The sequence below is a fragment of the Halobacillus litoralis genome, assembly GCF_009856355.1.
Taxonomy (GTDB): Bacteria; Bacillota; Bacilli; order Bacillales; family Halobacillaceae; genus Halobacillus; species Halobacillus litoralis_B.
This window is the reverse complement of sequence record NZ_WMEW01000018.1, coordinates 1-20,211: the sequence shown is the minus strand read 5'-3', so window position 1 is coordinate 20,211 and position 20,211 is coordinate 1. Positions and strand designations below refer to the sequence as shown.

The 20,211-nt window shown below is 48.0% G+C and carries 24 protein-coding genes and 2 rRNA genes; 1 reads left to right on the top strand and 25 read right to left on the bottom strand.

Going from position 1 to position 20,211, the window contains the following annotated elements; all coding sequences use genetic code 11:
• Nucleotides 1-2 precede the first annotated feature (2 nt).
• From glmU to metG, 12 genes are all read right to left on the bottom strand, one after another.
• Entirely contained in the window at nt 3-1,382 is a 1,380-nt protein-coding gene (glmU, locus tag GLV97_RS18375; protein ID WP_160839884.1) for a bifunctional UDP-N-acetylglucosamine diphosphorylase/glucosamine-1-phosphate N-acetyltransferase GlmU, read from the bottom strand.
• 146 nt (nt 1,383-1,528) lie between these two features.
• The gene (gene spoVG / locus GLV97_RS18370) at nt 1,529-1,828 is read right to left on the bottom strand and encodes a septation regulator SpoVG (protein ID WP_027953484.1); all 300 of its coding nucleotides are present in this window, start codon (nt 1,826-1,828) and stop codon (nt 1,529-1,531) included.
• A 174-nt stretch (nt 1,829-2,002) separates the two neighbouring features.
• Entirely contained in the window at nt 2,003-2,821 is an 819-nt protein-coding gene (gene purR, locus GLV97_RS18365) for a pur operon repressor (protein WP_160839883.1), read from the bottom strand.
• Nucleotides 2,822-2,882: 61 nt separating this feature from the next.
• A complete protein-coding gene (ispE, locus tag GLV97_RS18360; RefSeq protein WP_160839882.1) occupies nt 2,883-3,749 on the bottom strand; it encodes a 4-(cytidine 5'-diphospho)-2-C-methyl-D-erythritol kinase in 867 nt (288 codons plus the stop codon).
• 126 nt (nt 3,750-3,875) lie between these two features.
• A complete protein-coding gene (locus GLV97_RS18355) occupies nt 3,876-4,055 on the bottom strand; it encodes a small, acid-soluble spore protein, alpha/beta type (RefSeq protein ID WP_160839881.1) in 180 nt (59 codons plus the stop codon).
• A 182-nt stretch (nt 4,056-4,237) separates the two neighbouring features.
• Complete coding sequence (gene veg, locus GLV97_RS18350; RefSeq protein ID WP_160839880.1) at nt 4,238-4,498, bottom strand: biofilm formation stimulator Veg; 261 nt, start codon at nt 4,496-4,498, stop codon at nt 4,238-4,240.
• 245 nt (nt 4,499-4,743) lie between these two features.
• Nucleotides 4,744-5,616, bottom strand: coding sequence for a sporulation peptidase YabG (gene yabG, locus GLV97_RS18345; RefSeq protein WP_160839879.1), 873 nt, complete (start codon nt 5,614-5,616; stop codon nt 4,744-4,746).
• 60 nt (nt 5,617-5,676) lie between these two features.
• A complete protein-coding gene (rsmA, locus tag GLV97_RS18340; RefSeq protein ID WP_160839878.1) occupies nt 5,677-6,546 on the bottom strand; it encodes a 16S rRNA (adenine(1518)-N(6)/adenine(1519)-N(6))-dimethyltransferase RsmA in 870 nt (289 codons plus the stop codon).
• Entirely contained in the window at nt 6,536-7,099 is a 564-nt protein-coding gene (rnmV, locus tag GLV97_RS18335; protein ID WP_160839877.1) for a ribonuclease M5, read from the bottom strand. Before rnmV ends, rsmA begins: the two co-directional genes overlap by 11 nt.
• A gap of 100 nt (nt 7,100-7,199) precedes the next feature.
• Nucleotides 7,200-8,489 (bottom strand): G5 and 3D domain-containing protein, encoded by a 1,290-nt coding sequence (locus GLV97_RS20195; protein WP_160890273.1) that lies wholly within the window; start codon nt 8,487-8,489, stop codon nt 7,200-7,202.
• 211 nt (nt 8,490-8,700) lie between these two features.
• A complete protein-coding gene (locus tag GLV97_RS18325; protein ID WP_160842428.1) occupies nt 8,701-9,474 on the bottom strand; it encodes a TatD family hydrolase in 774 nt (257 codons plus the stop codon).
• A gap of 73 nt (nt 9,475-9,547) precedes the next feature.
• Nucleotides 9,548-11,506 (bottom strand): methionine--tRNA ligase, encoded by a 1,959-nt coding sequence (gene metG, locus GLV97_RS18320; protein ID WP_160839874.1) that lies wholly within the window; start codon nt 11,504-11,506, stop codon nt 9,548-9,550.
• A 414-nt stretch (nt 11,507-11,920) separates the two neighbouring features.
• Between metG and GLV97_RS18315 the strand changes: the two genes are divergently transcribed.
• Nucleotides 11,921-12,196, top strand: a complete 276-nt coding sequence (locus tag GLV97_RS18315; protein ID WP_027953495.1) for an AbrB/MazE/SpoVT family DNA-binding domain-containing protein — start codon at nt 11,921-11,923, stop codon at nt 12,194-12,196.
• 122 nt (nt 12,197-12,318) lie between these two features.
• Here GLV97_RS18315 and rsmI read toward each other — a convergent pair whose 3' ends face one another.
• From rsmI to GLV97_RS18250, 13 genes are all read right to left on the bottom strand, one after another.
• A complete protein-coding gene (gene rsmI / locus GLV97_RS18310; RefSeq protein WP_337194117.1) occupies nt 12,319-13,197 on the bottom strand; it encodes a 16S rRNA (cytidine(1402)-2'-O)-methyltransferase in 879 nt (292 codons plus the stop codon).
• Entirely contained in the window at nt 13,175-13,459 is a 285-nt protein-coding gene (locus tag GLV97_RS18305; RefSeq protein WP_160839872.1) for a GIY-YIG nuclease family protein, read from the bottom strand. The genes rsmI and GLV97_RS18305 overlap by 23 nt, the downstream gene beginning before the upstream one ends.
• Complete coding sequence (locus GLV97_RS18300; RefSeq protein ID WP_160839871.1) at nt 13,449-14,192, bottom strand: tRNA1(Val) (adenine(37)-N6)-methyltransferase; 744 nt, start codon at nt 14,190-14,192, stop codon at nt 13,449-13,451. The genes GLV97_RS18305 and GLV97_RS18300 overlap by 11 nt, the downstream gene beginning before the upstream one ends.
• Nucleotides 14,193-14,265: 73 nt before the next feature.
• Nucleotides 14,266-14,616: a DNA replication initiation control protein YabA gene (yabA, locus tag GLV97_RS18295; protein ID WP_160839910.1), complete on the bottom strand. Its 351-nt coding sequence runs from the start codon at nt 14,614-14,616 to the stop codon at nt 14,266-14,268.
• 16 nt (nt 14,617-14,632) lie between these two features.
• Entirely contained in the window at nt 14,633-15,460 is an 828-nt protein-coding gene (locus GLV97_RS18290) for a PSP1 domain-containing protein (protein ID WP_160839870.1), read from the bottom strand.
• Nucleotides 15,461-15,467: 7 nt separating this feature from the next.
• On the bottom strand, nt 15,468-16,454 hold the full coding sequence (gene holB, locus GLV97_RS18285) for a DNA polymerase III subunit delta' (RefSeq protein WP_160839869.1): 987 nt from the start codon (nt 16,452-16,454) through the stop codon (nt 15,468-15,470).
• 13 nt (nt 16,455-16,467) lie between these two features.
• Entirely contained in the window at nt 16,468-16,908 is a 441-nt protein-coding gene (locus GLV97_RS18280) for a YaaR family protein (RefSeq protein ID WP_160839868.1), read from the bottom strand.
• A gap of 9 nt (nt 16,909-16,917) precedes the next feature.
• Nucleotides 16,918-17,247: a cyclic-di-AMP receptor gene (locus tag GLV97_RS18275; protein ID WP_160839867.1), complete on the bottom strand. Its 330-nt coding sequence runs from the start codon at nt 17,245-17,247 to the stop codon at nt 16,918-16,920.
• 55 nt (nt 17,248-17,302) lie between these two features.
• Complete coding sequence (tmk, locus tag GLV97_RS18270) at nt 17,303-17,932, bottom strand: dTMP kinase (RefSeq protein WP_160839866.1); 630 nt, start codon at nt 17,930-17,932, stop codon at nt 17,303-17,305.
• 2 nt (nt 17,933-17,934) lie between these two features.
• Nucleotides 17,935-19,350, bottom strand: a complete 1,416-nt coding sequence (locus GLV97_RS20295) for an aminotransferase class I/II-fold pyridoxal phosphate-dependent enzyme (RefSeq protein WP_160890272.1) — start codon at nt 19,348-19,350, stop codon at nt 17,935-17,937.
• A 157-nt stretch (nt 19,351-19,507) separates the two neighbouring features.
• Complete coding sequence (locus tag GLV97_RS20190; protein ID WP_160839864.1) at nt 19,508-19,690, bottom strand: sigma factor G inhibitor Gin; 183 nt, start codon at nt 19,688-19,690, stop codon at nt 19,508-19,510.
• 140 nt (nt 19,691-19,830) lie between these two features.
• Nucleotides 19,831-19,944, bottom strand: a 5S ribosomal RNA gene (gene rrf / locus GLV97_RS18255).
• 78 nt (nt 19,945-20,022) lie between these two features.
• Nucleotides 20,023-20,211, bottom strand: a 23S ribosomal RNA gene (locus tag GLV97_RS18250); the annotation flags it as partial.

The following is a 20,211-nucleotide window of genomic DNA, read 5'->3' as shown; positions in this document are numbered from 1 at the left end:
CGTTAATCTTTTTTGATCGATTTCATTTTATTTGCATAGCCCTCTTTGTTCGTCTGTCTTGAACGGGCGATTGAAAGCGCTTCTGATGGTACATCTTTATTGATGGTGGATCCAGCCGCTACATAGGCCCCCTGCCCGACCGTCACCGGTGCGATCAGATTGGAGTTGCAGCCGATAAAGGCATCATCCTCGATCGTCGTCAAATGCTTGTTCTGACCATCGTAATTGACCGTGATCGTGCCGCAGCCGATGTTCACTCCGCTCCCGACTTCTGCATCTCCGATGTAGCTGAGGTGGGAGGCTTTGCTTCCATCACCGAAGGAGGCTTTTTTCACTTCCACAAAGTTTCCGACCTTCACATCATTTCCGAGTTCAGACTGCGGGCGGATGTGGGCGAATGGTCCGATCTGCACACGATTGCCGATACGGCTGTCTGAGGCGGCACTCTGCCTGATCGTCGTTTCCGCTCCGATATAACAGTTGCTGATCGTTGTGTGGGGACCAACGACAGCATCATTTTCAATCGTTGTCGTTCCTTCAATGACGGTCCCCGGATAGATGGTGACATCCTGTCCGATTGTGACATCAGGACCGATATACGTCTGATCCGGATCGATCAGACTGACACCATTTCTCATATGTTTCTCGTTAATACGTGCTTTCATTAATTTTTCTGCTTTTGCCAGAGCTACACGGTCGTTGACTCCAAGGGATTCAGAGAATTCCGGTGTTTGATAGGCACTGATCGTTTCTCCACGGTCTTTAAGGATTTCAACAACATCGGGAAGATAATACTCTCCCTGCACGTTGTCATTGGAGACGTTTTTCAGTGCGTCAAAAAGCAGGGCATTATCAAAGCAGTAGGTTCCTGTATTGATTTCCTGAATGGCCTGTTCTTCTTCTGATGCATCCTTCTGCTCAACGATACGCTCCACCTGGCCGTTTCCTCCACGGATGACACGTCCGTATCCATGGGGCTCTTCAGCATGAGCGGTTAATATGGTGGCTTTTGCGTGCTGTGCTTCGTGATGATCAAGAAGTTTCTGAAGGGTTTCAGCTGTCAATAAAGGCGTATCGCCGCAGACGACAACAGTGGTTCCTTCTTTATCCGCAAGGATGTCATCGGCCTGCTGAACGGCATGGCCTGTGCCAAGCTGTTCTTTCTGGACGACATAATGACTGTCCGAACCAAGCTGTTCCTGAACTTTCTCCGCTCCAAATCCTACTACTGTAATCAATTCACTTAGATCTAATGTATTCAACTGGTCGACGACATGCTGAACCATTGGTTTTCCACCTACAGGGTGCAGAACCTTGTACAGTTTCGATTTCATACGTGTCCCTTGTCCAGCTGCCAGTACGACGGCATATCGATTCGTCATGAAAGAACCTCCATCCTAATTATCCACTTTGAATCATATCTTAATCCAAGGGCGATTTCAACAATATAGGACAAAGGATGAAGGTTTTACCAGAACAGAAAAAAGAGCCTAACCACATCGGTTAGACTCTCGTTGTTTCCTAAGTATCAGGAGGCTCCGGCTTCTTCGAATTCCACCTCTGCTCCTTCCTCTTCACCAGCCTGGTGATAGGCTTCAAGTACAGCGTCCTGGATCTTTCCACGTGTACCTGAATTGATCGGGTGTGCAATGTCGCGGAACTCTCCATCCGGAGTCCGCTTGCTCGGCATCGCCACAAACAATCCGTTGTTGCCATCAATCACCCGTATGTCATGGACAACAAATTCCTGGTCCAAGGTAATAGAAGCAATTGCTCGCATTCTTCCATCAGTATTCACGCGTCGCAGTCTTACGTCAGTTACTTCCATTAATTTCACCACCTTTTTATTCCAAAAGAACTTATGTAACACAAATTCCACAAAACGGGAAAAATTCCTGCCTGTTTTCTAAAAAATTTTTATATTCAATGAACTTACGTCCCCCGTAGAATTTCATCCCATGAAAAAAGCCCTCATACAAAAGAATGAGAGCTTTGGAAAAGGTTAGATATTTTCAAGCAGATTCCCCGGACGGACTTCGATGGTCGAGCGGCGGTCGTCTGCATTGACGATTTGAACGAGCGATAAATACTCTTCCACCACACGATCCTCTTCTTCATCCTCCGCTTCTGCGAGGACACCGATACCGGCGAGTTCCGCATTGAATTCTTTTAACAGGTTGCGCATGCCGTTGATGGTTCCACCGGCCTTCATAAAGTCATCGATGATGCAGACTCTTGAACCTTCCTGCAGGGATCGTTTTGTGAGCACCATCGTTTGAATTTTACGGGTGGACCCGGACACATAGTTGATGCTCACCGTGGATCCCTCCGAAATCTTAGGATCCCTCCTGGCGATGACAACCGGAACATTCAAGTACGAAGCTACGGCATAGGCCAGGGGAATGCCTTTGGTGGCCACAGTCATGACGACGTCGACCCCCTTGTCACGGAAGGCAGAAGCGAACATGCGGCCGATATTCCTTGTCGTCTCCGGATCGCCGAGTATATCACTCATAAACAAATAACCCCCGGGGAGCAGACGTTCCGGATCCTCCAGACGATCACAGAGCTGATTGACGAACGTACGGCTGTAATCTTCCGAGAATACAGGGATGTATTTCACTCCCCCGGCTGCACCGGATATCGTTTCTAAATAACCGATCCCCTCATGCTGGAACATTGTATTAATAATGCCAAGGTCTTCACTGATGGAGGACTTGGCAGCTCCGTACTTTTCCGAGAAAAAGGGAAGGGAAATCAACGTTCTCGGCTGGTCCAGGATAAAATGCGTCATCGCAACGAGCCTTTCACTTCTTTTCATAGTAAGGACACCTCAAAATCCGAATATTTTAGTTAAATATAACAAATATGTACGGAATTTATCAAGTGGTTTCCCGATACCCCAGCATCCTTACCATGTAAACCTCCGTACAGAACCCTTTCAGGCTGTTATAAATCCGCTGGGCCCGGGCATCCTGATCAACGAGACAGAAGACCGTCGGCCCGCTTCCACTCATAAGCACAGCGTCCGCTCCCGCCTGCTTCATCTGTTCCTTAATCTGCCCCACCTCCTGATGCAGATCAAGAGTTACACCTTCCAGTGTATTGCCGACATGCGAGCAGATTCCGTCGTAATCTCCGTCCTTCAGGGATTCGACCATGGCATCCGTGTCAGGATGATGGGCCCCTTTAAGGTTCAGGTTCTGATAGACCGTCTGGGTTGAAACACCGACGGTCGGCTTTGAAAGAACCACCCAGCAGGGCGGCGGCGCCGGGAGGGATTGAATCTGTTCACCACGACCGGTGGCAAGCGCCGTTCCTCCGTATACACAAAACGATACATCCGACCCAATTTCAGCACCAAGGACGGCCAGTTCATCCATAGACAGACCGAGATTCCACATCCGGTTAACCCCGCGCAGGACCGCTGCTGCGTCACTGCTTCCCCCGGCAAGCCCGGCGGCTACAGGAATGTTTTTCTCAATATGAATATGAACACCTTTTCTCACACGGAAACGATCCTGGATCAGCTTTGCTGCGCGGTAGGCAAGGTTGCGCTCATCGTTCGGAACGAAGCGGCTTTCCGATTCGACCTGCACCACAGGCTCATGGAGAAGGGTCAGCTGAATCCGATCCGCTAAGTCTACAGTCGTCATCACCATCTCCACTTCGTGGAAGCCGTCCGGTCGTTTATGTAAAACATCTAAGGACAAATTGATCTTGGCAGGAGCTTTTTCTAAAATCTGCATATAAGCACCTCTTCTTCTGGATTATCTGAAAGCATTGTACCATATTTCGCACCGTGAAGAGGAAGAAGGACCTGTAAAACAGACAAACCTGTAAAACCCCTTGATGCCCGGCATCAAGGGGAACGTTCAATTTCGGTCTTTCACCATTTGTTCTTCTGCCATTTGTATCGCCCGTTTGACCATGTTTCCGGCATCGCGCCCAGAGATGCCGCCCCATCCATCTTTCTGTACCTTGTCGTAAAACCCAAGTTCTTTCGCGATCTCTTCCTTAAACGAATCGGACATCATGCTGCGCTTACGTCCCATCGTTCTCAGCTCCTTTCGCTTTCACTCAGCTACGACAACGTTAGTATGTGTCAAACCTCTCAGCGGATAACCGGTAGTTCTATGCAGGTCTGGCAGGAACTTCTGCAATCAAGCCGCTCGTACAGGGCAGACCCATGACTGATCCAAACGAAGGCAAAATAAAAAAGCAGCAAACGGAAGGTTCACTGCTCAAGGGCCATAGTCTTCAGGTCATCAAAGGTCAGTTCGACTGTCTCTGTAAGTACATCTGCATAGCTGTATGATACACGTTCAAAAGCATTCTCTTCCTGGTCAAGCTCGACAATGAAAACTGCAGGATAAGTTTCTGCTAAAACACCGGAACGCTCAATGGTCTTGCGGCGCCCGCCGTTTGCTTTCAAAGTTAGTCGTTTACCAATCTGTCCTTCTAAGGACTGCTTAATTTCACCTAACGTTTTAGCCACTGCACTCCACCTCACTGTTTATAAGAATACCACAGACTATGGACAAAGTCAAATAAAGTTATCAATTATACCAACTGAACGAAAACATTGCAACAGAATGATATAAATAATTACTCTTGGTTAGGTTATCCATAAGTAGGAAAAGTATGTAGTTTTTATGGGAAATTTCTGCGGGATAGGATAGTAGTGGGTAAGCCATGGGCGATCCAAAAAAATGAATAACCGTTGTTTGTTGGAAACAACGGCTATATTTCTTCCTGATTTTTCGTATAGGGGATGCCGATCCGAAGAAGCCCCTTCGTCTCGATTCCGCCCAGACCATCCTGACCGCTGATGGTGTTGCGGATAACCTCCCATATATTTATATGATCCTTGAACGACGTATATGCCACTCTGGCGGCTACATACACAGGATCAATGGCGTGGATGTTCACCCTGGATGGGGAGCTCGCAAAGTTGGCCCCGGCACGGATAATCGATTCGAAGTGGGACTGACAGGCCCCTGCAAATACGACAAGTTGATCGAAATTAGGGTAGCTGCGCCTGATGTTTCTCACCGCTTCGACAAAGTACTTGGAATGGCGGTACGATTCCAGTTCCCTGACCGGGCCCTTCGCTTTCGAATACGAGTCATGTCCCGTTAAAACGACGATTTCCGGATGGACTTTTTCAATTAGAGGCAGGACTTGGTGAGGCATTTCCTTTTCATGAAGATACTGCCCGTGCACCTGGAGGCCGAGCTGCTCATATAAGGCAATGCATTTTTTCAAGAACAAAGGATCCCCATCAATATGAAGGATTCGGGGAGGAATCTGAAAGTAGCTCGTTTCCTCTTCCGTTCCATAGCCGCTCCCTGCGTCCGCCTCCCTTTGTTCCCTTAAGAGCCGGTAATCCTGCCTGAACAAGCGGTAGGAATAAGCTTCCTGTTCCTCCACCCGGCTTTTTCTACGGTGGTATTCAGCCCCGGTGACTTCTTCCACATCCTCAAGCGGGGCATCCGCTTCGAGACGGATATGCTCGCCCATCAGCTGGACGATGGAAGAGGATTTCTCCTTCACACGGAAGATTACATCGTGCTGATAAGACTTTCTCGTTACGAGGTCTCCATTTGATATCATTTCTACCCCACCTTACTCTAAGCACTACATTAGTGTATGTGAAAAGGTGGGCTTTGTGCTTTACTTATACAGTCGATTGGCAAGGGCCGCAAACTCTTCCATCGACAACGACTCCCCGCGGCGGGAAGGATCAATACCCACCTCATCCAGACGGGTGCGCAGTTCCGTTTTATCCATACGACCTTTAAAATGACGGGCAAGGTTATTCATCAGCGTTTTCCTGCGCTGCCCGAAGGTTGCTTTGACTACATCAAAGAAAAAGTCCTCATCTTCCACCTGTACCGGAGGCTGGTCACGCATCTCCAGGTGGAGGACAGATGAATCCACATTCGGCTGCGGCATGAAGACGGTTTTTGGAACAGTCAGAGCCACGCTCGCTTCTGTATAGTACTGGACAGCAATGGATAACGAACCGTAGCTTTTCGTATTAGGTTCAGCGGCCATACGATCCGCCACTTCTTTCTGAATCATGACCGTGATGCTGTCAATCGGCAGACGGCTCATCAACAGCTTCATCAGGATCGGGGTCGTGATGTAATAAGGAAGATTGGCGACAACTCTGACCGGCTGCCCCTGCTTGAACTGGTCCTGGATCACCTGTTCCACATCAGCTTGGAGAATATCCTGATTGATGACATGGACATTGTCATAAGCACTCAGCGTATCTTCCAAAATCGGAAGCAGACGCTGGTCGATTTCAAAAGCAACAACACGATCGGCATGACGCGCCAATTGTTCCGTCAAGGCTCCGATTCCCGGTCCGATTTCAATGGCACCGGCCTCTTCATGAATACCCGCCTCTTCAATAATGTTTTTCAGAATGTTTACGTCGATAAGAAAGTTCTGTCCGAGGCTTTTCTTGAACGAAAATCCATACTTCCCGAGAATTTCCTTTGTACGTGATGGTGTCGCAACCGCTTTATTGTTCATGACTTTCCTCCTGATTGATTCTATCTATACTTTCTGCAAGCTGTCGGCGGGTGATATGAAACATATTCAACCGGCGGAGCAGCTGCTTTCCATTGGTTTTTCCTATATTTAAATCCATCCCTAACTTTTCTCGTAACTCAGCCGAATGAGGGCTTCCGATTAAACCGAGGTCAATCAGATCCTGCTTTGAAATTTCGCCCGCCTTTTCATCCATCAATTCGTAGACCACGCTCAAAGCAGCTTGAATATCTGTAATGGAGGCATGCTCAATGCCAATCCCTTTATCCCGCCTGGCTCTGGCCTGCTGTTTCGGAAGGAAGGCATGCTTGCAGTCCGGAATGTGCTGCGTAATGATATGCCGGATCCGTTCCCCGGGGTAGTCAGGGTCTGTAAAAATGATGACGCCCCGTTTCTCCTGCGCATGCTTGATGCGTTTCAGCACACCTTCATCAATAGCAGACCCGTTCGTTTCAATGGTATCTGCATCAACAGCCCGTTTTATTTTGGCCGTATCGTCCCTGCCTTCCACGACGATGACCTCTTTAATTTTCAATGATGTATCCTCCCTGCACGTCCGTTTATAAACCTCTCCCTAGCATACCACGAGTCTATACACGGAAAAAAGCAGAGGAACGGTTCCTCTGCTGTCTTCACTAATCCAGTATTTTCACTTTTACCGTTTTTGAACCAAAGCTGTAGGCTTCACTCTTGGAAGGCACGTGAAGGTCAATGCGTTTACCATTGATCGCTCCGCCTGTATCACCTGCAACGGCAGTTCCATAGCCTTCCACCCAGACACGGCTGCCCAGAGGAATAACGCTCGGATCTACAGCTACAACCTTCTTATCAGGGTTTGCGTTCAAATCAATCCCTGTTGCTGTAATGCCGGAGCAGCCCGTGCACTCAGCGGTGTAGGCGGTCGCATGCATCTGCAGTGTTTGGCTCGATTCTTTTTCACGGCTTGTCTCTTCACTGCTTTTTGAAACTTTAGCAGAAGTCTGGACGACTTTACCGGAAGATGAAGGCTCTTCTTCCGGTTGGGAGGCGGACGCGGTCATGGCCGGCTGAGGATCCGGTTCATCCACTTTTGTACCAAGCGCTACGATTTCCCTTCGGCTTTCCTGATCCACCGTCTCTTCTACAAGCTCACGGCTGACCTCTTCCCCATTTTCAATCGTAACTTCATACTCCTTCGTCACAAGACCTTCCTGCCCGTCTTCCAGTACCTTGCGCTCCCCTTTCGGAAGGGAGTCGTCCTTTTTCACTTCAACCGAATAATCCGTTTCTTCTTCCACAATCTCGGTGACCTTTTCCACCCGCGTGATTTCCAGCGGTGTATCTGCGGTCAGCCAAGCCTCTTCATCAAGGTTCAGTTCATCCAGGTCATTGAGTTCAATTCTCTGTTCATCCAGCAGGTCTCCCACGGTGGACTTCGTCGTCCATACACTTTCTTCGTCTCCGCCATCATTCAGGGTAACCTGAAAGGCTTCAGCGACCTCAATACTCATGCCATCAGCGAGACGTTCACCGGATTGATGGGACAGCTGATCGTGTTCCTTGAATTCCAGATCATTCTCTTTGAAAAACTCCCCGACAGTATCTGCCGTTGTATAATAGTCTTTCTGTTCCCCGCCATCGATGGCCAGGTGAATCGATTTTGATGTTATGTATTCAACATCCATACCGTATTCAACTGAATCAGATAATTTATGTGATAGTTCATCATGCGGCTGCACCGTAATGTCCATCTCAGACATCAATTCATCTACAGTATCCGCATGTGTTCGAATCAATTCTTTTTCTCCGTTCTGAGTCACCTGCACAGAAGCTTTTGTCGCTTCATAGGTAACGGTCACTAAAAAGGCGGATGCCAGGACAACAGATAATACGGCCCAGAAAGTCGTTTGACTGACAGCTTTTTTTATAATTTCTATTCTATTCATCCTAATGGCCCCCTCTCTAAAGCACGCGTTCCATTGTATTCAAGTGACAAAATGATGTCAACCGAATCCCCCTGCAAATAAAATGGAGGAGTCAGTTGACGATCACTGACTCCTCCATTATGCATTTATGCCCAGAAGAATAACATAACAGCTGTGTTACAATTCCCATACAATTGTCGTTCCCCTGTAATATTATGACCAAAGTCCTCCATTACGAATGGGAAATACCAAAGAAGGACAGGGCATTCTCTGTCGTGACACGGCTGACCTCTTCATAAGAGATCCCCTTCAATTCAGCGACCTGTTCGGCCACAAGCTTTACGTAAGCCGGTTCGTTCCGTTTGCCTCGATTTGGGTGAGGAGCGAGAAATGGACAGTCCGTCTCCACAAGCATATGCTTTAAGTCAACAGCTTTGGCGACTTCTTTCGGAAGCTTGGCATTTTTAAATGTCACCGGTCCGCCCAGGGAGATGAGGAAATTCATGTCGATGCATTCCCGGGCCGTTTCCACTGGTCCGCTGTAACAGTGCATAATCCCGCCGACTTCCGCTGCATTCTCCTCTTTCAATATCTGCACGATATCCTCTGTCGCTTCCCGGTTATGAATGATAATCGGCATGCGGACTTTTTTAGCAAGCCTGATCTGCTTCCGGAAGACTTCCTTCTGCACATCAGCGGGCGACTTATCCCAGTGATAGTCGAGCCCCATTTCTCCGAGGGCGACTACTTTCGGATGCGAAGTCAGCTCTTCAATCCAGGCAAGGTCTTCCTCTGTCATGTCTATGGCGTCCACCGGGTGCCACCCTACCGCTGCATAAATATTCTCATCAGATTCCGCAATTTCCAGTGCCTTAGGAATCGTCTTTCTGTCAAAACCGACGACAGTCATATAAGTGACACCGGCCTGACGTGCCCTTTGGATCGTTTCTTCCAGATCTTCTTCGAATTGATCGGCATTCAAATGAACGTGTGTATCAAAAAGCATCGTTGTCCCGCCTTTCTTTTTTTCATTGGAAAAGGGAAAGCGCTGATTAGAGCTTTCCCTTTTTATCCATTGGTTATTTCACTTTTGTCCCGTTGCTTAACGTCTGATCGACTGAAGCAAGGGAAAGCTTTCCATTATCTTCGCCGGCAAGAATCATCCCCTGGGACAATTCTCCGCGCAGCTTCACGGGTTTCAGATTGGCAATGCAGATAACCTTCTTACCAACCAGTTCGTCCGGTGAATAATGCTCGGCAATGCCTGACACAACCTGACGCTGCTCAAAGCCAAGATCCAGCTGGATTTTCAGCAGTTTATCGGCCTTTTTCACTTTGTCCACCTGCAGAACTTCCGCTACACGGAAATCCAGTTTTGCAAAGTCTTCAATGGTGACTTCATCAGCAAGGTCGGCCGCCGGAGCTTCCTTCTTCTCTTCTTCCTTCGGAGCCGGCTGCTTCATCATATCTTTAATGATCTGCGTCTCTTCCTCTGCGTCAAGGCGCGGGAAAATCGGCTCATCTTTCTGGACCGTCGTTCCTGCTGGAATCAATCCGAACTCAGCAAGGCTTTCCCATGATTTGAAGCGGTCTTCATTCAAGCCAAGCTGTTGGAAAATCCGATCCGGAGTCTGTGTCAGGAACGGCTGCAGCATCACTGCAGTATGGCGGAGTGCTTCTGCCAGGTGAGCCATGACATTCCCAAGACGCTCCCGCTTCGCTTCATCTTTGGCAAGCACCCATGGCTGCGTTTCATCAATGTATTTGTTCGTACGGCTGATGAATTTCCACAGAGTGGAAAGCGCCACAGAGAACTCCATGTTTTCCAATGACTCTTCAACACCGTCAAGCGTTTCACGGGCAAGACTCTCCAGACTTTCATCAAAGGAATCCTCAGCCAGTGTAAGAGCCGGGATCTGTCCATCAAAGTATTTGCTGATCATCGCCACCGTACGGTTCAGCAGGTTCCCAAGATCATTGGCCAGATCATAATTGGTCCGCTCTACGAACGCTTCCGGAGTGAAGACACCATCAGATCCGAACGGTACTTCACGAAGCAGATAGTAGCGCAGAGCATCAAGGCCGTAGCGGTCACTAAGCTGAACGGGATCGACGACGTTCCCTTTGGATTTGGACATCTTGCCGTCCTTCATCAGAATCCACCCGTGGGCAAACACTTTTTTCGGAAGTGGAAGATCAAGCGCCATCAGCATGATCGGCCAGTAAATCGTATGGAAACGAACGATTTCCTTCCCTACCAGCTGGACATCAGCCGGCCAGTATTTCTGATAGCGTGTATCATCATCTGTACCGTAGCCAAGGGCTGTAATGTAGTTACTCAACGCATCAATCCATACGTAAATGACGTGTTTTTCATTGCCCGGTACGCCGATTCCCCAATCAAAGGTGGTCCGGGAAACCGCCAGATCCTCAAGCCCTGGTTTAATGAAGTTGTTGATCATTTCATTCTTCCGGCTTTCCGGCTGAATGAACGTTGGATTCTTCTCGTAAAATTCAAGAAGCTGATCCACGTAATTGCTCATTTTGAAGAAGTAGGATTCTTCTTTCACTTTCTCCACTTCACCACCGCAGTCCGGGCAGTGCCCGTCATCAAGCTGGCGCTCTGTAAAGAAAGACTCACAGGATGTACAGTACCAGCCTTCATATTCGTCGAGATAGATATCCCCTTTTTTCATTAAATAGTCGAAGATTTTCTCCACGACTACTTTGTGGCGGTCCTGTGTCGTACGGATAAAATCATCATACGTAATATCCAGCTTATCCCACAGCTGTTTGATTCCGCTGACGATATCATCGACGTACGCCTGTGGGGAAACCCCTTTCTCCTCGGCTTTCCTCTGGATTTTCTGTCCGTGTTCATCCGTCCCTGTCAGGTACATTACGTCGTACCCCCGCAGGCGTTTGTAACGGGCCATGGCATCGCCGGCCACCGTTGTATAGGCATGTCCAATATGCAGATTACCACTTGGGTAATAGATTGGTGTCGTAATATAGAACGTCTTCTTTTCCTCTGGCATCCTGTTCCCTCCTAAAAAAAATCATCCTTACGCCATGAAAGGTCATGGTATCATTCTATCGATTTATTTCTTTTATTTCCATTCCTAACATTAAAATATACCGAAAGTTGTGTAAAACTGTCAAAAGAAGCACACATTAGTGCTTCACATCTGTAAATACCATGGTAAAATAGAACATATATAACCAAAGTGGATAAACTATCCATATTTGGAACCGATATAAGTGGGGAAGAGGAGGTCAGGCCTGTGGAATTCACTCCTCCCACCCATTTTATATACCTCACCTCGTATAGGGATATGGAAATCTCTGCACCTTTTTTAGTAATTGACACGTCTGGGAATGGTTGGTACTATTATGTCGAGACATATGTCGAAACATGACGATCAAACTTTTGATTGAGGGGAGATAGAAAAATGAAATCTACAGGTATTGTACGTAAGGTGGACGAGCTTGGTCGCGTTGTTATCCCGATCGAACTTCGCCGCACACTGGGGATCAATGAAAAAGACGCATTAGAAATTTACGTGGACGATGACCGCATCGTTCTCAAAAAGTACAAGCCGAATATGACATGTCATATTACTGGCGAAGTTTCAGACGACAACATGAAACTGGCCAACGGCAACTTGGTACTAAGCAAAGAAGGAGCTCAAATGCTTCTTAATGAACTACAAGACAACCTTAAATAAAAAGAGATAAACAAAAGACGACGACACTTACTGGTTAACGAATAGAGAGATAATCAGTCTGACATATGCTCCAAAAACAACCCCCTTACTGTGAAGGCCTGACAGTAAGGGGGTTCTTCTATCTATTCATCCTGGTTGACGTGATACGCCTGGTAAACATCCCGTTTAGGCAGTTCCCTGTCCAGGGCCGTCTGCTTAATGGCCTGCTTGCTTTTCATGCTTTCTTTCTCGATATAGTATTCGACATGGTCAATCAGCGAAATCCCCGTCCACCATGCTTCTTCCTGTCTTTCCTCTTCCGAAGACCCTTCTACAATAATGCAGAATTCCCCGCGTACTTCCTGCTCATCTGCCCATTGAACCAGTTCAGGGAGGGTGCCGCGTACATATTCCTCAAAGCGCTTGGACAACTCCCTTACCAGCGACGCCCTCCGTGCTCCCAGCTCTTCATTCATATGGGAGAGCATTTCCTTCAAACGATGGGGGGATTCATAGAAAATCAGTGTCGCTTGATATGGTTTCAAGCGTCCGAATACAGCTGCCCGGTCTTTCTTTTTACGTGGCAGAAAGCCACAAAAATAAAATTCCTTCGTAGGTAAACCGGATCCGGCCAGGGCAGGGAGCGCCGCATTAGCCCCCGGGAGAACAACGACAGGAAGATCTGCTTCCACCGCTTCAGCGACAAGGTCCGTACCCGGGTCTGAAATTCCCGGCATTCCTGCATCACTGACAAGAGCAATCGTCTGTCCCTCCTGCATGTGTTCAATCAACTGGGATCCTTTTGTATGCTTATTATGTTCATGGTAGCTGATCAGCGATGTCTGGATATCGAAATGATTCAGCAGTTTCCTTGTATTCCGGGTATCTTCCGCCGCAATCACATCGGCAGTCCTTAAAGTGGATACCGCACGGTACGTCATATCCTCCAGATTCCCGATCGGTGTAGGGACAATATAAAGCGTACCTGTCGAGTGTTCACTAAAGCTCTTTTGAATCTTCACCAGCTTCCTCCTTCCGCTGTGCAATCCATCGTTCTTTCTTCGTTCTGGCCAGCTGTTTTAATCGGTATTCCTCCCGCATGGCTTCTTTCTTCTGATCATAACACTGCCACGCTTCCAGCACGAGTGGGCCGCGTCCCCTGGTATACTTGGCCCCTTTACCTTCCCGGTGCTTCTGCAGACGGTCTTCGAGGTTATTCGTATACCCGGTGTAAAGGCTGCCGTCCCCGCAGCGGAGCATATAGACATAATGACTACCGGCCATTTAAGATTTCCTTCAATTCATCGGTGTAACCGCCGCTTTCCTGAAGGGCATATAAAGGCGGAAGGATTTTCAAACCAGGCCGGCCATCACGCACCCCTTCAATCAAAAGAATATTCGCTTCCTTTCCTTCTTTCGGATAAACGAGCCGCATCCGCTTCGGTTCCAGTTTGTGAGCTCTGAAGCGTTCGATAATCTCCACCAGACGGTCAGGTCTGTGCACCATGGATACCTTGCCTCCGGATTTAGCCAGACGGCTGCACGCGGACACCACATCCTCAAGGGTACAGTGAATTTCATGGCGTGCGACAGCCAGGTATTCATTCAAGTTGTGCTCATCTGATTTGGGTGTTGGGAAATAGGGGGGATTACAGGTGACGAGGTCAAACTTGTTGTTGCCATAATAAGCCGGCATCTCCTTTAAATCACCATGGATCATCTGAAGCTGGTCATCGAGCCCATTCAATTCCACATTCCGAACCGCCATATCATGCAGCCGCTCCTGTATTTCCACTCCGGTTATGGGTACGGAAGAGCGTGTCGACAGAAACAGCGGTATGACGCCGTTTCCCGTACACAAGTCAAGAATCTTCCCCCTTGTCTTCGGTACGTACGTAAAGTCGGCCAGCAGAACAGCGTCCAGCGAAAAGGCAAAAGCGCTCGGGCTTTGGATAATCCTTCTGTCTTCCTTGGCTAATAAATCGTCAATTCGTTCATCATCTTTCAATTGTACCATCCGTCTGTTCCTTTCTTCCCGATATAAAGAGAGCCCTTCCTCGAACAAGCAAGGAAAGGGCCTGGACCTGGATTTATTTCTTTTTGTTCAAAAATGATAGACAGAACAAGCAATCCTCGTCCCTCGGGCTGCCGAAATGCAGGTTGCAAATATGAAAGCCTTCTTCATAGAGTCTGGCCAGATTATCATAGCCTTCTCCGACGACCGTGCCTTTGTCCTGTTTCGACGAGGGAGAGGAAGCGGTCTCCTGTTTCTCATTTTCCTTCTCCAGCCGCTGCCGCAGATGATGATTTTCAAGTGATAAATGCTGGTTCTCCTCCAATAGGTAGGCCAGCTGCTTTTTCAGATCTCCCAGCTGTTCATACAGCTCGCCGATCTGACTTTCGAAATGGGATACTTGTTCAAAAATGGCTTTCTTGTTCACGGTCGATTTCACCCTTTTATTCTGAGGCTTCGGTTTGAAGGACTCCTTCATCGATCAGTTCCTGAAGGGAATACTCCAATACACGTTCCTTCTCGCGGAATTCAACTTGAACCATGCGTTCAAGCATGTTGAGACCGACCACTCTGCCTTTCCCATAAGAAGTTGATATATTCTCGCCGAGATCCGGAAGCTCTTTTTTCGCACTTTCATAATCATCATTCTCGTACTTCAGACAGCACATCAAACGGCCGCACAGGCCTGAAATTTTGGCTGGGTTGAGCGATAGATTCTGGTCCTTCGCCATTTTAATAGATACCGGCTCGAAGTCCCCGAGGAATGTAGAACAGCAGAGCATTCTTCCGCAGGGGCCGATGCCGCCGAGCATCTTGGCTTCGTCACGGACACCGATCTGTCTAAGCTCGATTCTCGTTTTGAAAACAGACGCGAGATCCTTGACGAGTGTCCGGAAATCGACGCGTCCATCGGCTGTAAAATAAAAGATCACTTTATTGCGATCAAATGTATATTCAACATCGACAAGATTCATGTCCAATTTATGTTCACGGATTTTTTTCACACAAACCTGGTAGGCTTTTTGCGCATTGTCCTTGTTTTCATCCACGGTGAGTTTATCCTTGTCATCCGCCATGCGGATCACTTTCTTAAGAGGCAGCACCACATCTTCTTCATCTATGGATTTATTAGCAATGACAACTTTTCCGAATTCAATCCCGCGGACTGTCTCAACAATGACATAATCCTCCGTCGTCATGCGCAGTCCACCCGGATCAAAATAGTAGACCTTACCAGCTTGTTTAAATCGGACACCTACAACTTCGATCATATGATCATCACCTCTGTAGTTGAAGGGTAAGTTGTTCCATCACTAAATTAGGATGGACATTTTGATTTATCTTTCTTTTTGCCTCAAGAATGCTGGAAAGACCGCGGGCTGCCGACTGTCGTGACCACCTCATTACCGACTGGTTCAGTTTCTCTTTCTCTGAAGTGAAAACGATCGAATCTTCCCGGTCCAGAAGTTGATGGATCATATCCTGAAACCAGAGCATGAGCACGTCAAGACCGCGCTGCAGCTGCGTGCGTTCCTTAAAGTGAGGCATCCATTGATGGTTGATAAACAAAAGTCCTTCATTTGGTTTATTTTGAAGCACTTCAATTAATTGTATCACTAATTTTCTAGCATTCGCAAACCACTCATCCTCATTCATCTCCAGGGCTTCCGTCATGTTATTCGTCAAAGCCGCAAGCAGGCGGGCGTTTGAGTTGGAAACGCCTTCTTCAACTAATTTTTTCTCGATGACATGCGCTTGAAGTGGTTGAAAAGCGAGAAGCTGACACCTGGAGCGGATGGTATCAAGAATCGTGGCGCCGCTTTCCGTTAACAGCATCGCTGTCGTCTGGCGGCTTGGCTCCTCCAGGAACTTCAGCAGACGATTCGATGCGTTGACGGTCATCTTTTCTGCATCCACGATGATATATACCTTACGGTTGGACTCCAGTCCTGTATACGTGAACTCCTTCTGCAGGTGAAGGATCTGATCTTTTTTAATGGATTGTCCATCCGGCTCGATCCAGTGCAGGTCCGGATGGTTGCCTGAATCAATACGGTGGCAGTCCCGGCAGTTTTGGCACGGTTCCGCCCCGTCTTTGTTTTTACAGAAAATACTTTTAGCAAATAGTAAACTCATTTCTTTTTTTCCGGTGCCGCGGTCTCCCTGAAACAGATAGGCGTGGGAGATGCGGTCTTTTTTGAAGCTGTTGACCAGCATCTGGGCCGCTAACGGCTGTAATTGTTTCATATCCTGCCACGTCTGCATGTACATACCGTCCTTATGTGTAAAGATTGATCAGCAGACCTTTCATTTCACCCATGAGCCCAAGCAGGTCGACCGAACGCTTCTCCTGATCCATCACCATTTCCGTAAGTTCCAGAAGCTGCTCATCGATGGTTTCAATGAGCGAGAGCCTGCGCGGCTGTCCATTCGGGCTCCAATGCTGGGACTGATTGAGGTTCGTTCCGTATTGCACCGCTTCCTTGATGAAACTCTTGATCAGCCGCTTATACTTAGCGAGATCACTGAAAGAACGGGAGCGGGCGACACGTTCCCCCTGGGCGGTAATGGTCTCTAAGAGCTGATTCAGCTGATGCTGATGCAGCTGCTGGGTCTGGGACTGGATCATAGTGCCGAACGTCCGGTTTCCACGAGGGGGCTTTTCAGCGTTTTTGACAGGTGCTTCGACCTTTGATCTTAAATCCTGATTGATTTTCATAGCGTCTTCTTAAAACTGGAAAAAAGAATCAACAGGCAGGATGAAGACCGTCGCTCCGCCGACTTCCACTTTTACAGGCTTTGGTATATAGGAATCGGCATTCCCTCCCATTGGGGAAATCGGAGCTACCATCTGTTCGCGCTGACTGCAGTTTTCCCGGATGATATCGAGGGCATTATCCACATCATCATCGTTACAGCCGATCATAAATGTGGTATTTCCTTCCCTCAGGAAACCGCCGGTCGTCGACAGTTTCGTTGTTTTATAGTCATTTTTGGATAATGCATCGTTTAAACGGCTGCTGTCCTTATCCTGGACGACCGCAATAATCATTTTCATGAGAACAGCCCTCCTGTTTGGGTGTTTTCTCCTATTATAACAAATGGCGGAAGGTTTATGAGGGTAAGGACGCGCGCAGCACCCGTGACGCATCCTTTTTTACTTCATCAAACGCCCGCCCGGCATCGATAACTTGAATACGCCCGGTATAGCGTGCAGCGAGCTCCTCATAAGCCTGATGCACCTTTTTATGAAAAGCAAGATGTTCAAGATCGAGACGATTCTGTTCCCGGCCTTTATTCTGCGTAATTCTCTCCAGACCATCTTCCGGTCTGATCTGAAACAGCAGGGTCAGATCCGGCATGCAGTCCTCAATAGCAAATTCATTGATCTTGTAAACCTCATCCATGCCAAGCCCGCGGGCTGCCCCCTGGTAGGCCAGGCTGGAATCGAGAAAACGGTCACACAAGACAATAGTCCCTTTCTCTAACGCAGGGAATACTTTTTCAACCAGATGCTGCCTCCGGGCCGCCGCATAAAGCAGGGCCTCTGTCCGTGCATCCATTTCCGTATGGTCCGGGTTCAGAATCACTTCCCTAATCTTTTCTGCAATTCGAATCCCGCCCGGCTCCCTGGTTTCCATAACCGGGTATCCTTCACTCCGAAGATCGGCGGCCATTTCTTTCAGCATGGATGACTTCCCTGCTCCATCGCCGCCTTCAAATGTTACAAACAATCCCTTCACAATCATTCTCCTTTAAACACTCGCACCCCTGTTGCCATATCTAAGTTTTGGAACCGTGCGCCTTTCTTTAATAAAGAGTGGACGGCCTGGATATGTGTACTGGAAAGGCGTTCCCCTTTAAGAATCAAAGGGATCCCGGGTGGATATGGAATAATGGCTTCGGCCGCTACCCAGCCTTCCGCCTTATTCCAATCCATAACCACTGCCGGTTTTTCCCTCATCTCTGAATAACTCCATTCCAATGTTTGAATAGGTGGAAACGAAATATGATCTTGCTTTATTGTAGCATGGTTTCCCATCTTTTTTAATTTGTTATCAACGAAAGCCAGTTGTTTCTTTAAGTTATCCAAGGAAAAATAAGGCTCCAGACCTAATACAAGCAGCACCTGATCCGATGAAGCCATCTCGGGGATCAGCCCTTCCTCTTCCAACACATCAGCTACAGCAAAGCCTGTGTCCTTCTCAGGCTCCAGAATGATCTTTAAATCATCATCATTCGAACTGCCGGAATGAACGCGCCAATGCTCCGGATAACCTTTCCATACCGCACGGACTTCTTCAATAAATGACAGCAGCCTTCTTCGATCCTCTTCCGACCACTGTTGTAAATAATCCCTTGCCAGATCAAGACTCGCCATCAATGGATAGGATGGACTGCTTGATTGAAGCATCTGCAGATAATGACGCAGACGGGAAGAAGAAATGCGCCTGCCTTGAATATGAAGGTAAGAGGCCATTGTCATCGCCGGCGCCATTTTATGGGCCGACTGGACGACCGCATCTGCTCCCGCTGTTAAGGCCGGTTCCGGGAACGGGGAGCCTAAATGGAAATGAACACCGTGAGCTTCATCGATGAGAAGAGGAATGCCCATTTGGTGGATAATGGAGGCGATTTCCCTTAAGGGATAAGCCCGTCCGAAATAATCCGGATAAGTGAGAAAAACCGCCCGGCTTTCCGGATACTGCTCCAATGCGTTTTTAATAGACCCCGGTGTCACCCGGCTGTAGCGTCCTGTATCTTCCTCAAATTCAGGTGCAATAAATACCGGCTTTGCCCCTGCCAGTTCTATACCATTCAACACGGATTTATGGCAGTTGCGCTGCACAATGATTTCATCTCCCGGACCGCATACCGTTAAAAGCAGGGCTAGGTTCCCCACAGTCGTTCCATTAACGAGAAAGAACGTCTCATCGCTTCCGAAAAAGTCAGCAGCCTTCTCCTGTGCTTGGCGTATGACGCCTTCCGGGGCATGCAGATCATCCAGTCCGGAGATTTCTGTCGCATCCAGTCCAAGAAAATCAGCATGCATCCCTTTATATAATTTCCCGTATTTATGTCCGGGAACATGAAAAGAAATAGGTTCTCTCTCTCTATTCTTCTGTAATGCCTCGTAAAGCGGCGTAGATTTCACATTCACGTGTACTCCATCCTTTCTTCTCTCTACACCCTACCGGACTTCCAAGCCGCAGGCAATCCAACGACCGTTTCCAACATTAAAAAGGATGACGGAGTATTTCCGTCATCCTTTTTTGCGTTCAGGGTCTAAAATACATACATCGATATCCTTGTAAAGGTTACGAGAGAATCATCGACTTCTGCGCCTCTGCCATCTTTTTCACGAAATGCATATACTTTGGATCATCCGCCGGCGTGTCCTTGATTTCTGATTCACAAGCTTCGCAGATATAGATTTTCAATAGATATAATCCTTGGTCGGTTTCTCTTTCACAGATGCTGCATTGATCCTTCCTGGTCACCGCTATCCCCTTCTTTCCGTGCGATTTGAATCCTATACCTTTAGTATGACCGAAACTATGAATCTTATACTTTGATTCTCCAAGCAGCTATAAAAAAGCATACAAAAAAACCTCCAGGAGAATCCTGAAGGTTCTGTGTGACGTGGCAGCGTCCTACTCTCACGGGGGTAAACCCGACTACCATCGGCGCTGAAGAGCTTAACTGCTGTGTTCGGCATGGGAACAGGTGTGACCTCTTCGCCTTCACCACCACATCGATATAAAGTTTGAGGTGAACCCTCAAAACTGGATAAGGAAACATTTATTGATCAAACATCATTCACGAAGTATTTATAGATAAGTCATCGATCCATTAGTATCTGTCAGCTCCGCGTGTCACCACGCTTCCACCTCAGACCTATCAACCTCATCGTCTCTGAGGGATCTTATCTGCTCGAAGCAGAGGGAAATCTCATCTCAAGGGGGGCTTCATGCTTAGATGCTTTCAGCACTTATCCCGACCACACGTAGCTACCCAGCGA